This is a genomic window from Streptomyces sp. DT190, assembly GCF_049846985.1.
GTDB lineage: Bacteria > Actinomycetota > Actinomycetes > Streptomycetales > Streptomycetaceae > Streptomyces.
Map to the genome: position 1 here is coordinate 46,516 of NZ_JBNCNM010000005.1, position 12,359 is coordinate 58,874.

General features: G+C 73.3%; 14 protein-coding genes and 1 pseudogene. 6 read left to right on the forward strand and 9 right to left on the reverse strand.

Going from position 1 to position 12,359, the window contains the following annotated elements; all coding sequences use genetic code 11:
• Positions 1-16 precede the first annotated feature (16 nt).
• The 8 genes and pseudogenes from ACPXCS_RS11610 to ACPXCS_RS11645 all read right to left on the reverse strand — a co-directional run.
• A pseudogene (locus ACPXCS_RS11610) lies at positions 17-1,318 on the reverse strand (HD-GYP domain-containing protein); the annotation flags it as partial.
• Positions 1,319-1,471: 153 nt separating this feature from the next.
• Entirely contained in the window at positions 1,472-1,783 is a 312-nt protein-coding gene (rsrA, locus tag ACPXCS_RS11615) for a mycothiol system anti-sigma-R factor (protein ID WP_309095367.1), read from the reverse strand.
• A complete protein-coding gene (gene sigR, locus ACPXCS_RS11620; protein ID WP_425946461.1) occupies positions 1,780-2,466 on the reverse strand; it encodes an RNA polymerase sigma factor SigR in 687 nt (228 codons plus the stop codon). The genes rsrA and sigR overlap by 4 nt, the downstream gene beginning before the upstream one ends.
• Before the next feature lie 256 nt (positions 2,467-2,722).
• Positions 2,723-3,388, reverse strand: a complete 666-nt coding sequence (locus tag ACPXCS_RS11625; RefSeq protein ID WP_425946462.1) for an alpha/beta family hydrolase — start codon at positions 3,386-3,388, stop codon at positions 2,723-2,725.
• A 1-nt stretch (position 3,389) separates the two neighbouring features.
• Positions 3,390-4,205 (reverse strand): SOS response-associated peptidase, encoded by an 816-nt coding sequence (locus ACPXCS_RS11630; RefSeq protein WP_425946464.1) that lies wholly within the window; start codon positions 4,203-4,205, stop codon positions 3,390-3,392.
• Positions 4,206-4,444: 239 nt separating this feature from the next.
• Complete coding sequence (locus tag ACPXCS_RS11635) at positions 4,445-5,380, reverse strand: YihY/virulence factor BrkB family protein (protein WP_425946465.1); 936 nt, start codon at positions 5,378-5,380, stop codon at positions 4,445-4,447.
• Entirely contained in the window at positions 5,370-5,747 is a 378-nt protein-coding gene (locus ACPXCS_RS11640) for a hypothetical protein (RefSeq protein ID WP_425946466.1), read from the reverse strand. The genes ACPXCS_RS11635 and ACPXCS_RS11640 overlap by 11 nt, the downstream gene beginning before the upstream one ends.
• A gap of 233 nt (positions 5,748-5,980) precedes the next feature.
• The gene (locus ACPXCS_RS11645; protein WP_425946467.1) at positions 5,981-6,394 is read right to left on the reverse strand and encodes a sigma factor; all 414 of its coding nucleotides are present in this window, start codon (positions 6,392-6,394) and stop codon (positions 5,981-5,983) included.
• 201 nt (positions 6,395-6,595) lie between these two features.
• Between ACPXCS_RS11645 and ACPXCS_RS11650 the strand changes: the two genes are divergently transcribed.
• The 4 genes from ACPXCS_RS11650 (at position 6,596) to ACPXCS_RS11665 (ending at position 10,178) form a co-directional block, all read left to right on the forward strand.
• Positions 6,596-7,318 (forward strand): M50 family metallopeptidase, encoded by a 723-nt coding sequence (locus ACPXCS_RS11650; protein ID WP_425946468.1) that lies wholly within the window; start codon positions 6,596-6,598, stop codon positions 7,316-7,318.
• 73 nt (positions 7,319-7,391) lie between these two features.
• Positions 7,392-8,708, forward strand: coding sequence for a 3-phosphoshikimate 1-carboxyvinyltransferase (gene aroA, locus ACPXCS_RS11655; protein ID WP_425946469.1), 1,317 nt, complete (start codon positions 7,392-7,394; stop codon positions 8,706-8,708).
• A 16-nt stretch (positions 8,709-8,724) separates the two neighbouring features.
• Positions 8,725-9,735: a ribosome small subunit-dependent GTPase A gene (gene rsgA, locus ACPXCS_RS11660; protein WP_425946470.1), complete on the forward strand. Its 1,011-nt coding sequence runs from the start codon at positions 8,725-8,727 to the stop codon at positions 9,733-9,735.
• A 119-nt stretch (positions 9,736-9,854) separates the two neighbouring features.
• Positions 9,855-10,178, forward strand: a complete 324-nt coding sequence (locus ACPXCS_RS11665) for a DMT family transporter (RefSeq protein WP_425946471.1) — start codon at positions 9,855-9,857, stop codon at positions 10,176-10,178.
• A 7-nt stretch (positions 10,179-10,185) separates the two neighbouring features.
• Here ACPXCS_RS11665 and ACPXCS_RS11670 read toward each other — a convergent pair whose 3' ends face one another.
• Positions 10,186-10,794, reverse strand: a complete 609-nt coding sequence (locus tag ACPXCS_RS11670) for a TetR/AcrR family transcriptional regulator (protein ID WP_425946472.1) — start codon at positions 10,792-10,794, stop codon at positions 10,186-10,188.
• Positions 10,795-11,043: 249 nt separating this feature from the next.
• Between ACPXCS_RS11670 and hisN the strand changes: the two genes are divergently transcribed.
• Entirely contained in the window at positions 11,044-11,844 is an 801-nt protein-coding gene (gene hisN, locus ACPXCS_RS11675; protein WP_425946473.1) for a histidinol-phosphatase, read from the forward strand.
• A 110-nt stretch (positions 11,845-11,954) separates the two neighbouring features.
• Positions 11,955-12,347, forward strand: a complete 393-nt coding sequence (locus ACPXCS_RS11680; RefSeq protein WP_309095377.1) for a CBS domain-containing protein — start codon at positions 11,955-11,957, stop codon at positions 12,345-12,347.
• The last annotated feature ends 12 nt before the right edge of the window (positions 12,348-12,359 follow it).

Sequence of the window (12,359 nt, forward strand, 5' to 3'; positions counted from 1 at the left end):
GCCCGCCCCGCCCGCCCGGTGCTCCGGAGGTGTTCTCCTCGCCCCCCGCCGCATCGTCCGCGGTCACCGCGGGCCGCCACCCCGCCCGGGCCACGGCCTCGACCAGGGCCGTGACCATCTCCGGGTCGAACTGGCTGCCCGCGCAGCGCTCCAGCTCCGCGAGGGCCACCGGCACGGGCCGGGCCCTGCTGTAGCAGCGGTTGGAGGTCATGGCGTCGAAGGCGTCCGCGACCGCCACCACCCGGGCGGACTCCGGGATCTGACGGCCCACCAGCCCGTACGGGTACCCGCTGCCGTCCAGCCGCTCGTGGTGGTGCAGCACGGCGGCCCGGGCCTCTCCGAGGAAGCCGATGCCGCGCACCATCTCGTGCCCGTACTCGGGGTGCAGCTCGATCACCCGCCGCTCCTCGGGGGTGAGCGGCCCGTCCTTGCGGAGCAGCCGGGTGGGCACGCCGAGCTTGCCCACGTCGTGCAGGATCCCGGCGAAGCGGAGCACCTCGACGCGCTCGTCGTCCATGCCCAGCTCGCGGGCGATCATCATGGAGGCGTGCCCGACGCGCTCGCTGTGCCCGCGCGTGTACCCGTCCTTGATGTCGACGGCCTGCACCAGGGCCCGGATGGTCGCCTGGTGGGCCGCCCGTTCCCGGTGGTACTGGGCGAACGCCCACCACGAGACGCACATCGGCAGCAGCACCAGCAGCGCGGCCACGGGCCCGTACGGGCTGCGCCACAGCACGGCCATCATCAGCCCGGCCAGCCCGTGCACGGCGATCGGCGCGAGCGAGCGCGCCACCAGCCCCCGCCAGGCCCGCCGCAGCGGCACGCGCTCGGCCACGGCCAGGATGCCGCCGTCCAGCACCGCCAGCACCAGGCAGAACGCCAGCACGGCCGCACCGGCCGGGCCGAGCGCGTAGGGGACGTCCCCGGCGACGACCGCGTCCCGGCCGCCGAGCAGCCAGTGCACCCGGGCCGCCGCCCACACGCCGAGGACGAGCTGGGCGGCCCGCCACAGCCGCCGCAGCGCCACCGGCCGGTGCGCGACGTGCGAGAGCAGCGCGCCGGGCACCGCCACCAGGGCGGCGGCCGGCGCGGGCAGCAGGAACGCGCCGGCGAGCAGCACGGGGTAGAAGGTGCCGGCCGGGTACGAGAGCCCCACGAACCGGGACCGGGCGATCCGCTCGCACCCGGCGTACAGCGCGGCCAGCAGTGCGACCGCCCACCAGGGCGCGCGCACGCCCGGCAGCGGCAGCAGGCAGAGGACCGCGGCGACCACGACACAGCCGACATACACACGTGTCCGTGCCGGTACCGCTTCCATGCGTCCCTCCCCGGCCCTGTCCGTCAGGCACGGGAGCCTAGGGCGGCGGAAGGGGGGTCCGCGGGCCGATAACCCGCGGATTAGCACGTTCGAGTGATGCGTTCGAGTGCGACTACCCCGGCAGAGGAGGGGTAGGTGTAAAGCGCAGGGGTGTCAGGACTCCTGCGGTGTGGCCGGTGAGGCCGTGACGTCCTGCTCGGGGACGGCCTGGCCGGAGCGGATCAGGTCGATCCGCCCCATGACCTTGGCGCGCAGGTCCCCGGGGACGTCGTCGTGCCCGCAGCAGCGCTTGACGAGCTTCTTCACAGCCTGCTCCAGGCCGTACTTCTCCAGACACGGCGAGCATTCCTCGAAGTGGTGCTCGAACTTCACGCAGTCCGAGTCCGGCATCTCACGGTCGAGGAACTCGTAGAGATGATCGAGGATTTCGCTGCAATCCGTCTCGTGCGGCTCTCCGCAGCTCATGACCCCGAGCCTTTCGCTTCGTTCGACTCTCCGGCGCCGGCCGGAACCATCCCCCGCTCACGGGCGTAGTCCTCCAGCATGCCGCGCAGCTGGCGGCGGCCGCGGTGCAGCCGGGACATCACCGTTCCGATGGGTGTCCCCATGATGTCGGCGATCTCCTTGTAGGCAAAGCCCTCGACATCGGCCAGATAGACGGCGATGCGGAACTCCTCGGGGATCGCCTGGAGCGCCTGCTTCACGTCCGAGTCGGGCAGGTGGTCGAGCGCCTGCGACTCGGCGGAGCGCAGACCCGTCGACATGTGCGACTCGGCGCGGGCGAGCTGCCAGTCCTCGATCTCCTCGGCCGCCGAGCGCTGCGGTTCCCGCTGCTTCTTGCGGTACGAGTTGATGAAGGTGTTGGTGAGGATCCGGTACAGCCACGCCTTGAGGTTGGTGCCCTCGCGGAACTGGTGGAAGGACGCGTACGCCTTGGCGTACGTCTCCTGCACCAGGTCCTCGGCGTCGGCCGGGTTGCGCGTCATGCGCAGCGCGGCCGAGTACATCTGGTCGAGGAACTCGAGCGCGTCCCGCTCGAAGCGCGCACTGCGCTCCGTGGCGGTCTCCGTGCTCGTACCGCCCTGGCCCTCGGGCTGCTCCGCCTGGCCGTGTTCGGTCCCTGCGTCGGTCCCAGTGACCGGACCCACCTCCTCCAGTGTTCTCGTGAGACCGAGACCGGTCTCACCCGAATCGGAGGATAGACGACGATCCGGTCCGCCCGCCGCCCGAATCGGGGCGGTCCTGGCCGCGTGCAGCACCGTCCACTCCAGGTCGGCACGGCTGCTTCGGCTCGGGCAGAAGGTCGAACCCATGCGGCGGACTTCCTCTCCTACGGCGTCGGTGCTGGTCCCCAGCACGTACGTCCCGCACAACAGTGACCGCCGTCCCGGCATTCCCGAAGCTTTACCCGAGTGACCCGGCCCACCCGGTCACCGCGTCCGTGACGACCGCCACGGCCTCTTCCTGCGAGATCTCCGCACGCGCGGGCACGGCGAAGCCGTGATCCCCGTACGGAACCTCCACGAGCCGGTAGTCGCCCTCGGGGAACTCCGCCGGCTTCCCGAACGGGTCGTTGCCGCCCTGGACGACCAGGGTGGGCACGCCCGAGTCCAGCAGTTCCCCGGCCCGGGACTTCTCCGGCCTGCCGGGCGGATGGAGCGGGAAGCTCAGGGCGAGGACCGCGTGGGCGCCCAGCTCGCGCGCGGTACGGCAGGCGACCCGGGCCCCGGCGCTGCGGCCGCCGGAGATCACCGGCAGTCCGGGCGCGGCCAGCGCGGGCCAGATGCCGCGCCAGCCGGTGTCGAGCGTCCTCGGCGCGGGCGCGAGCTTCTTCCCTGCCACCCGCCAGGGCTGCTCCACGCGGGCCACGGTCACGCCGTGGGCGGGCAGGACGGCGGCGAGGGCCCGCAGGTCGCGGGCCTCGATGCCGCCGCCGGCGCCGTGGCTGACGGCGAGCACCAGCCGGGGCTCGTGCGCCGTGTGCCAGGTGATGCGGGCGGTTCCGGTCTCGGTCTCGACGGTCTCGGTCGTCTCACGGGCCGCGCCGGCCCCGTCGTTCACATCGGTCACGTCAGAAGAGTGTGCCCTCCTCGGGCCCTTCCAGCTCCTTCAGCAGCTCCGGCCCGTTGTTGCGGACGTTGCTGACGGCCGTGGTGACGGGGTAGGCGCGCATCAGCCCGGCGGGCGGCGGGGCGAGCAGTTCGCGCAGGCCGTCGACGTCCGTGCGGGACGGGTCCAGCCAGTCGTCCCAGCGGTCGGGCGTCAGCATCAGCGGCATCCGGGGGTGGATGTCGGCCAGCGCCCGGGGGCCCTCGGCCGGCGCCACCCCGAGCGGGCCCGTCTCGGCCTCGGTGGTGATGACGGAGCACGTCACCCACCAGGCCTGCGGGTGGTCGTCCGGCAGGGTCCTGTCCCGCCAGAACTCGTACAGCCCGGCCATCGCGAAGACCGACCCGTCCGCCGGGGTGACGAAGTAGGGCTGCTTGCGGGGGCGCTTCTTCTTGCCCTCGACCTCCAGCTCGCGCTCCTGCGTGCCGGTGACCCACTCGTAGTAGCCGTCGGCGGGCAGGATGCAGCGCCGGGAGCTGAAGGCGCGGCGGTAGGACGGCTTCTCGTGGACGGTCTCCGCGCGGGCGTTGATCATCCGGGCGCCGCCCTCGGGCGTCTTCGACCAGGACGGGACGAGGCCCCACTTGAGCGTGCGCAGCTGGCGGACCGGCCGCGGGTCGCCCGCGTCCTTCACGGGGCGGTCGAGGACGGCGTAGACCTCTTTGGTGGGCGCCACGTTGTAGTCGGGTTCGAGGGTCTCCTCGGGCTCCCACTTCTCGATCTCGAAGATGCCCGCGAGATCCTCCGGCCGACGACTCGCCGCATACCGTCCGCACATGTCCGACACCCCTCCGACCCGCGGAGACGCGGGATCATGCCGCTTCACCCGGCACGGTCCCCGAGGCGCCACCACCGCTGTCGCCGCGGCGGTCGGGCCGTCCCGGCGCTGCGGAGCGGCGTGCGCCGACGACGTCTCCTCGCTGCTCTGGTGTCCCGGCCACCGGGACACGTCCAAGAATCGCAGACGGCGCCCGGCGCGATCGACCGTGTCCCGGCGGGCGCCGGGCCCGCCCCGTCTCACCCGGTGGGGCCGGGCCCGGAGTCGCGGCCGGGGGCGCCGTCCTTCGCGAGTTCGGCTGCGAACTGCGCCCCCGTGAGCAGCGCGAGGTTGGACAGCCACAGCCAGACGAAGAAGACGACGACGCCCGCGAGCGAGCCGTAGAGCCTGCTGTACGCGCCCAGGGTGGAGGTGTACAGCGCGAAGCCGGTCGAGACGATCAGCCACAGGACGGCGGCGAGGACACCGCCGGGCAGGTAGAGCCCGCGCCGGCGGGCGGGGGCCGGGCCGGTGTGGAAGACGACCACGACGAGCAGCGCCACCAGGCACAGCAGCAGGGGCCAGCGCAGCACGCTCCAGCTCCAGGCCGCCGTGCCGCCCAGGCCCAGCGCCCGGCCCACGGTCTCCGCCAGCGGCCCGGTCAGCAGCAGGGCGAGGGAGCCGGTCAGGAGCAGCGCGAGCAGGGCGAACGCCGTGAGCACGATCCGGTGGGCCTTGCGCCAGGGCGAACGGCAGTCCTCGATCCGGTGCATGCGGTGCAGGACGCGGCGGAAGACGGCGAGGTAGCTGGAGGCGGACCACAGCGCGCTGACGGTACCGGCCGTCAGCAGCGGCCACGCCCCGCCGTCCGCGTTGAGCATCCGGGACAGGGCCGCGTGCAGCTCCCCGGCGGACTCGGCGGGCGCGTACGCGGTGACGTGGGTGACGAACTCCTTCGCCGTTTCGGGGCTGACCAGGCCGAACGCCAGGACCGTGGCGAGCATGGCGGGCAGCACCGCCAGGATGGCGTAGTACGTCAGGGCCGCCGCGTAGTCGGTGATGTCGTCGTTCCACAGGGACACCGGGGTGCGCCGCAGCGCGGGCCACCAGGAGGCGGGCGGCCGGGGGGCGGCGGTGCGGCGGGGGGCGGGGCGGGCGGCGCCGGGGTGCGGCTGCGGGTGCGGGTCAGCGGACACGGCGCAGCCGGGGGGACGCGGCGCTGAGGCGCGAGGAGGGGTACGCGGTGGGCACCGCCGACTCGGCGGTCCCGGCCGTCACCGCGCACGACGGGGGCAGGACGGCCTGCCGGGCCGTGTCCGGCCCGGGCCGGACGGGCAGCCGCGCCTCCCGCCGGTGCCCCCGCCGGGGCAGGACGCGGGCGCGGCCGGGGGCGGCGCCCGGGACCGTCGCCGCACGCAGGGCCGGCGCGTCGGCGAGCGCTCGGGCACGCACGCTGCCACCCGGCGCGACGAGCCGCAGCGGCCCGGCGCCGCCGGGGCGGAACTGAGCGAGGAAGCAGTGCATGAAGAGCAGGGTGCCGCTCACCGCCGCCGCGATGACCACCGGGGTCCACCTCCTCGACCCGCAACGCCCCGGGCCCCGACGCCAGGGGTGCCGGTGGTGACTGCGGTCTGCGTGCTCATGGTGGTGTCCTTCCGTCTCGGCTCTCGGTGAGGGGCCTGTACTCGTTCGGACACGCCGCGGCCGCCGTTGTGACGCGGATGCCCGCAAAACGTCCCGTGGAACGCCGACGGGGGGCCGGGACCGCATCGGCCCCGGCCCCGGCTGACTTACCGTCAGGACGCGGGCATCAGCACCGAGTCGATGATGTGGACGTTGGCGTTGGCGGTCTTGACGTTGCCGCACACCACCTTGGCGGAGTCGTTGACGGTGTAGGACTCGCCCTCGACCGAGCGGACCCGGTCCACGGCGCGGCGGTGGGCCGGCGTGAGGATCCAGTTGATGGCCGTCCCGCGGTCGGGCCGGTACCGGGGCGCGGTGCGCCACACCTCCACCAGGACCTCCTGCGCCACCTCCTCCGACTGCGCCGGGTCGCGCAGCACGGCCCGCACGACGCCCAGGACGGATCCGGCCACGGCGTCGTAGACGGAGGCGAACGCGTCCTCGTCGCCCAGGGCGACACGCCCCACGAGCTCCTGCAGATCCGGTTCGGACGAGGGACTTCCGCCGATGTACACGGCTTCTTTCACAGGGGGGCCTCCGCTGTTGGACATCTCCGGACGTAATCCGGTCCCCGTGGGGCGGCGGATTGGTCCCGGCGCCGAGGAAACCGCAGGTGCCCGCAGGAGGTCGCGCACGGGGTCCGCGGGCCCTCAGGCTTCTCGGATACCGTCCGCACGTACGTGCCACACTGCCAGATTCCATCCGCCCACAGGGAGCCCACGCCGCACATGGACAGCACCGCAACCGCCTCGCTCGCCTCCCTCTGGGACGAGGTCTCCGGCACGCAGCCCGACCCCGACCTGTGGGTGGTGATCGCGACCCTGGGGGCCGCGCTCGCCGTGGTGATCCCGCACGCGCTGTGGCGCGTCTCCCGCAACGCCATCACCATCGCGCACGAGGGCGGACACGGGCTCGTGGCCCTGCTCACGGGCCGCACCCTGACGGGCATACGGCTGCACTCGGACACCAGCGGCCTGACCGTCAGCCGCGGCAAGCCGCACGGCATCGGCATGATCCTCACGGCCGCCGCCGGCTACACGGCCCCTCCCCTGCTGGGCCTGGGCGGCGCGGCGCTGCTCGGCGCCGGCCGCATCACGCTCCTGTTGTGGCTGGCCACGGCCCTGCTGCTCGCGATGCTGGTGATGATCCGCAACGCCTACGGCGCCCTGACGATGATCATCACCGGTGGTCTGTTCGTCGTGGTGTCCTGGCTGGCCGGGCCCCAGGTCCAGGCGGCGTTCGCGTACGTGGTGGTGTGGTTCCTGCTGCTGGGCGGGGTGCGTCCCGCCTTCGAACTGCAGGCGAAGCGGGCGCGGGGCGGGGCGGGCGACTCGGACGCGGACCAGCTCTCCCGCCTGACGCACGTACCGGCGGGACTGTGGTTCTTCCTGTTCCACGCCGTGTCGCTGTGCTCCCTGCTCGGCGGAGGGCGCTGGCTGCTGGACCTGTGACCGCGGGCGGTCCCGGCGCGTGCGGCCGCGAAGCAGCCGCCCCCGAACCACCGCCTGCTTATAAAGTAAAGGCATGGTCCCGAACACCGCAGACACCGCCCTTTGGCCCGCCCCGCACGCGAGCGGAGCCGTCGACGCGACGGTCCACGTGCCCGGGTCCAAGTCGGTCACCAATCGCGCCCTCGTCCTCGCCGCCCTCGCCTCCGAGCCGGGCTGGCTGCGCCGCCCCCTGCGCTCGCGCGACACCCTGCTGATGGCCGGCGCGCTGCGCGCGATGGGGATCGAGATCGAGGAGGGCGTGGGCCCCGACGGCACCGGCGAGGCCTGGCGGGTGCTGCCCACGGGCCTGCGCGGCCCGGCCACGGTCGACGTCGGCAACGCCGGCACGGTGATGCGGTTCCTGCCGCCCGTCGCCGCGCTCGCCGACGGCCCCGTCCGCTTCGACGGCGACCCCCGCTCCTACGAGCGCCCGCTGAACGGCGTCATCGACGCGCTGCGTCAGCTCGGCGCCCGGATCGACGACGACGGCCGCGGCGCGCTGCCGCTGACCGTGCACGGCAGCGGTGCCCTGGACGGCGGCCCGGTCTCGATCGACGCGTCCAACTCCTCTCAGTTCGTCAGCGCCCTGCTGCTGTCCGGCCCGCGCTTCAACCAGGGCGTCGAGGTCCGCCACACCGGCGCCACCCTGCCCTCCCTGCCGCACATCCGCATGACCGTGGACATGCTGCGCGCGGTCGGCGCCCAGGTGGACACCCCCGAGTCGGGCGGCGAGCCGAACGTCTGGCGGGTCACGCCGGGCGCCCTGCTCGGCCGTGACCTGGTCATCGAGCCGGACCTGTCCAACGCCCAGCCGTTCCTCGCGGCGGCCCTGGTCACGGGCGGCAAGGTCGTCATCCCGGACTGGCCGGCCCGCACCACCCAGCCCGGTGACCGGCTGCGCGAGATCTTCACCGAGATGGGCGGCTCCTGCGAACTCACCGAATTCGGGTTGGTGTTCACCGGCTCCGGTTCGGTCCACGGCATCGACGTCGACCTCGGCGAGGTCGGTGAGCTGACGCCGGGCATCGCCGCCGTCGCGGCCCTGGCCGACTCCCCGTCCACCCTGCGCGGCGTGGCCCATCTGCGCCTGCACGAGACGGACCGGCTGGCGGCGCTGACCAAGGAGATCAACGAGCTCGGCGGTGACGTGACGGAGACCGCCGACGGCCTGCACATCCGCCCGCGCCGGCTGCACGGCGGGATCTTCCACACCTACGACGACCACCGCATGGCCACGGCCGGCGCGATCATCGGCCTGGCGGTGGAGGGCGTACAGATCGAGAACGTGGCGACGACGGCCAAGACCCTGCCCGACTTCCCCGACCTGTGGACCGGGATGCTCGGGGCGTAGGACGCGGGGAACAGTCATGCGCCGCTACGGCAAGCACACCGACGAGGACGACATCCGCACGCGCCCGGGCCGCCGGAACACCCGGCCCCGGACGAACATCCGGCCCAAGCACGAGGACGCCGCCGAGGGCCTCGTCCTCACCGTGGACCGGGGCCGCCTGACCTGCCTCGTCGAGGACCGGGTGGTCCTGGCGATGAAGGCCCGCGAGCTGGGCCGCAAGGCCGCGGTGGTCGGCGACCGGGTGGCCCTCGTGGGCGACCTGTCGGGCCGGAAGGACACCCTGGCGAGGATCGTGCGCATCGCGGAGCGCACGTCGGTGCTGCGCCGCACGGCCGACGACGACGACCCCTACGAGCGCGTGGTCGTCGCCAACGCCGACCAGCTGGCCGTCGTCACCGCCCTCGCCGACCCCGAGCCCCGCCCCCGCCTGATCGACCGCTGTCTGGTCGCGGCCTACGACGGTGGCCTGGAACCGCTGCTGGTGCTGACCAAGTCGGACCTCGCCCCGCCGGAGAAGCTGCTGGAGCTCTACGGCGACCTCGACATCCCGTACGTCGTCACCAGCCGTGCGGAGCTGGAGAGCGGCGCCGCCGTCGCCCGGGTGCGCGAGCAGCTCGACGGCAGGATCACCGCGTTCGTCGGGCACTCCGGGGTCGGCAAGACGACCCTGGTCAACGCGCTGGTGCCCGAGGAGCGGCGGCGTTCGACCGGGCATGTGAACGCGGTGACGGGCCGGGGCCGGCACACCACCACCTCGGCGCTGGCGCTGCCGCTGGCCGGTACCGACGGCTGGGTCATCGACACGCCGGGCGTGCGGTCGTTCGGGCTGCACCACGTCGATCCGTCCCGGGTCATCAAGGCCTTCCCCGACCTGGAGCCGGGCACCGAGGGCTGCCCGCGCGCGTGCAGTCACGACGAGCCGGACTGCGCCCTGGACGCGTGGGTGGCCGAGGGGCACGCGGATCCGGCGCGGCTGTATTCGCTGCGGCGGCTGCTGTCCTCGCGGGAACGCACGGAAGGCGACTGACCTCCGCGTTGTTTGTCCTGCCGCGCGGACGGTAAGTGCATAATCGCACCAAGCCGGATGCAAGCCTGAGCAAAACGAGGCGAAGCGGTCACTGAACGTGGGCTACGGGAGGACGACACATGGCGTGGCTGCTGGTCATCGTGGCCGGGTTGCTCGAGACCGGTTTCGCCGTGTGCCTGAAGCTGTCGCACGGCTTCACACGGCTCTGGCCGACGATCGCGTTCTGCGTCTTCGCGCTCGGCAGCTTCGGTCTGCTCACGCTGGCGCTGAAGAAGCTCGACGTGGGACCCGCCTACGCGGTGTGGACCGGCATCGGGGCGGCGGGGACGGCCATCTACGGCATGATCTTCCTGGGCGACCTGGTGTCGACGCTGAAGATCGTGTCGATCAGCCTGGTCATCATCGGCGTGGTCGGGCTGCAGTTGTCGGGCTCGGCGCACTGACGCCCTGTCAGCCGGGCGGCCGGGCAAGGGTGCTGCGGACCAGGTCGGCGACGCCGCCCTCGCCGGGAGGCGCGGCCACGCAGGACAGGGCCAGGCGCACGGCGAGTTCGCAGGAGCGGGCCAGTTCGGCCGTGTCGGACGTGGGGGTGCCGGGTCCGGCCAGGACGGTCACGGCACGGTCGCGGACGAGGGCGACGAAGTCGCCGGGCGAGGGCAGGGGGCCGTCGGCGCGGCGCTGGGCCGGTACGGCGGAGGTCGACGGGACGGCCGACAGGGGCGGCGACGGCAGGCGTTCGCTCCAGCAGCCGGTGAGCATCGCGCGGACCAGGGCGTTGTCCCGGGCCGCCGAGGTGACCCACTCGGCGGTGGCGGTGAGCCGGTCGCGCGGGTCGGTGGACCCGGCGAGAGCGCGGTCGACCCCGGCGAGATACCCGTCGGCCTCCCTCCTGACGAGCGCCCGGGCGAGGCCGTCCTTGCTGCCGAACTCGTTGTACAGCGTCTGCCGGGACACGCCGGCCGCTGCGGCCACGTCCACCATCCGCACGGCCGACCACGGCCGGCGCGCCAGCGCGGCGAAAGCGGCGTCCAGTAGAGATTCCCGCGCTGCAGGCATCATCGCCTCCCCTTGGGGCGAGCGGCTCTGCGCCCAGGTTTGACGCGCGCGCGACCACTGTCAAGGGTTCGCGAGCGCGCGCGGGGGCGCGTTTCGGCCGTGTCACGCGGGGTGTTGGCGTTCGCCCCGGCCGCGCCGCCGAGCGCGCTCACCCGCCCCCGCGCCCCGCACTCCCGTCCCTCACAGGACGGCTCCCGCACCCTCACCGTCCCCCGGTGGCCCCATCCCCACCTCGGCAGATAGGTTCGTCACATGCCCGACTACCTCGACGACCTGCGTCTCGCCCACGTTCTCGCGGACGCCGCCGACGCCGCGACGACGGACCGGTTCAAGGCCCTCGACCTCAAGGTCGAGACGAAACCGGACATGACCCCGGTGAGCGAGGCGGACAAGGCCGCGGAAGAGCTGATCCGCGGCCAGCTCCAGCGCGCCCGGCCCCGGGACGCGATCCTCGGCGAGGAGTACGGCGTCGAGGGCACGGGCCCCCGCCGCTGGGTGATCGACCCGATCGACGGCACGAAGAACTACGTCCGCGGCGTCCCCGTCTGGGCCACCCTCATCTCCCTGATGGAGGCCGGCGAGGGCGGCTTCGAGCCGGTCGTCGGCGTCGTCTCGGCCCCCGCCCTGGGCCGCCGCTGGTGGGCGGCGAAGGGCCACGGCGCCTTCAGCGGCCGCTCCCTCACCAAGGCCTCCCGGCTGCACGTCTCCCGCGTCCCCCGGCTCTCCGACGCCTCCTTCGCGTACTCCTCGCTCAGTGGCTGGGAGGAGCAGGGCCGCCTGGACGGCTTCCTGGACCTGACCCGCGAGGTGTGGCGCACGCGCGCGTACGGTGACTTCTGGCCGTACATGATGGTCGCGGAGGGCTCCGTGGACCTGTGCGCCGAGCCGGAGCTGTCGCTGTGGGACATGGCCGCCAACGCGATCATCGTCACCGAGGCCGGCGGCACCTTCACGGGCCTCGACGGCCGCCCGGGCCCCCACAGCGGCAACGCGGCCGCGTCGAACGGCCTGCTGCACGACGAGTTGCTCGGTTACCTCAACCAGCTTTACTGACCGCCCTCTTGTTGACCCTCCCTTTGCCTGCCACTCTGAGAGTCCCCCCACTTGTGAACTTGTGAAAAGTCGAACAAAGGCGGGGACACTCCCAGGAGGTGGCTCCATCCATGCTCGTCCGTGACGCCATGAGCACCGTCGTGCTCACCATCGGCCCGGCGCACACCCTGCGCCAGGCCGCCGCACTGATGTCCGCGCGCAAGGTCGGCGCGGCCATCGTCCTCGACCCGGACGCCGGCGGCATCGGCATCCTCACCGAACGCGACATCCTCAACTCCGTCGGCCGCGGCCAGGACCCGGACACCGAACGCGCCCACGCCCACACCACCAACGACGTCGTCTTCGCCACCCCGACCTGGACCCTGGAGGAGGCGGCCGGCGCCATGGCGCACGGCGGTTTCCGTCATCTCATCGTGCTGGACCGCGACGAGCCCGCCGGGGTCGTCTCGGTCCGCGACATCATCCGCTGCTGGGCACCGGCGCGTCAGCAGGTGCCCGCCTGACGGCACGGGAGC

Excerpts from the sequence above, each read along its gene's own strand:
- ACPXCS_RS11650 (WP_425946468.1), top strand. The coding sequence starts at position 6,596 with ATGGACAGCACCGCAACCGCCTCGCTCGCCTCCCTCTGGGACGAGGTC.
- hisN (WP_425946473.1), top strand. The coding sequence starts at position 11,044 with ATGCCCGACTACCTCGACGACCTGCGTCTCGCCCACGTTCTCGCGGAC.
- ACPXCS_RS11630 (WP_425946464.1), bottom strand. The coding sequence starts at position 4,205 with ATGTGCGGACGGTATGCGGCGAGTCGTCGGCCGGAGGATCTCGCGGGC.
- rsrA (WP_309095367.1), bottom strand. The coding sequence starts at position 1,783 with ATGAGCTGCGGAGAGCCGCACGAGACGGATTGCAGCGAAATCCTCGAT.
- ACPXCS_RS11680 (WP_309095377.1), top strand. The coding sequence starts at position 11,955 with ATGCTCGTCCGTGACGCCATGAGCACCGTCGTGCTCACCATCGGCCCG.
- ACPXCS_RS11670 (WP_425946472.1), bottom strand. The coding sequence starts at position 10,794 with ATGATGCCTGCAGCGCGGGAATCTCTACTGGACGCCGCTTTCGCCGCG.
- aroA (WP_425946469.1), top strand. The coding sequence starts at position 7,392 with ATGGTCCCGAACACCGCAGACACCGCCCTTTGGCCCGCCCCGCACGCG.
- ACPXCS_RS11665 (WP_425946471.1), top strand. The coding sequence starts at position 9,855 with ATGGCGTGGCTGCTGGTCATCGTGGCCGGGTTGCTCGAGACCGGTTTC.
- rsgA (WP_425946470.1), top strand. The coding sequence starts at position 8,725 with ATGCGCCGCTACGGCAAGCACACCGACGAGGACGACATCCGCACGCGC.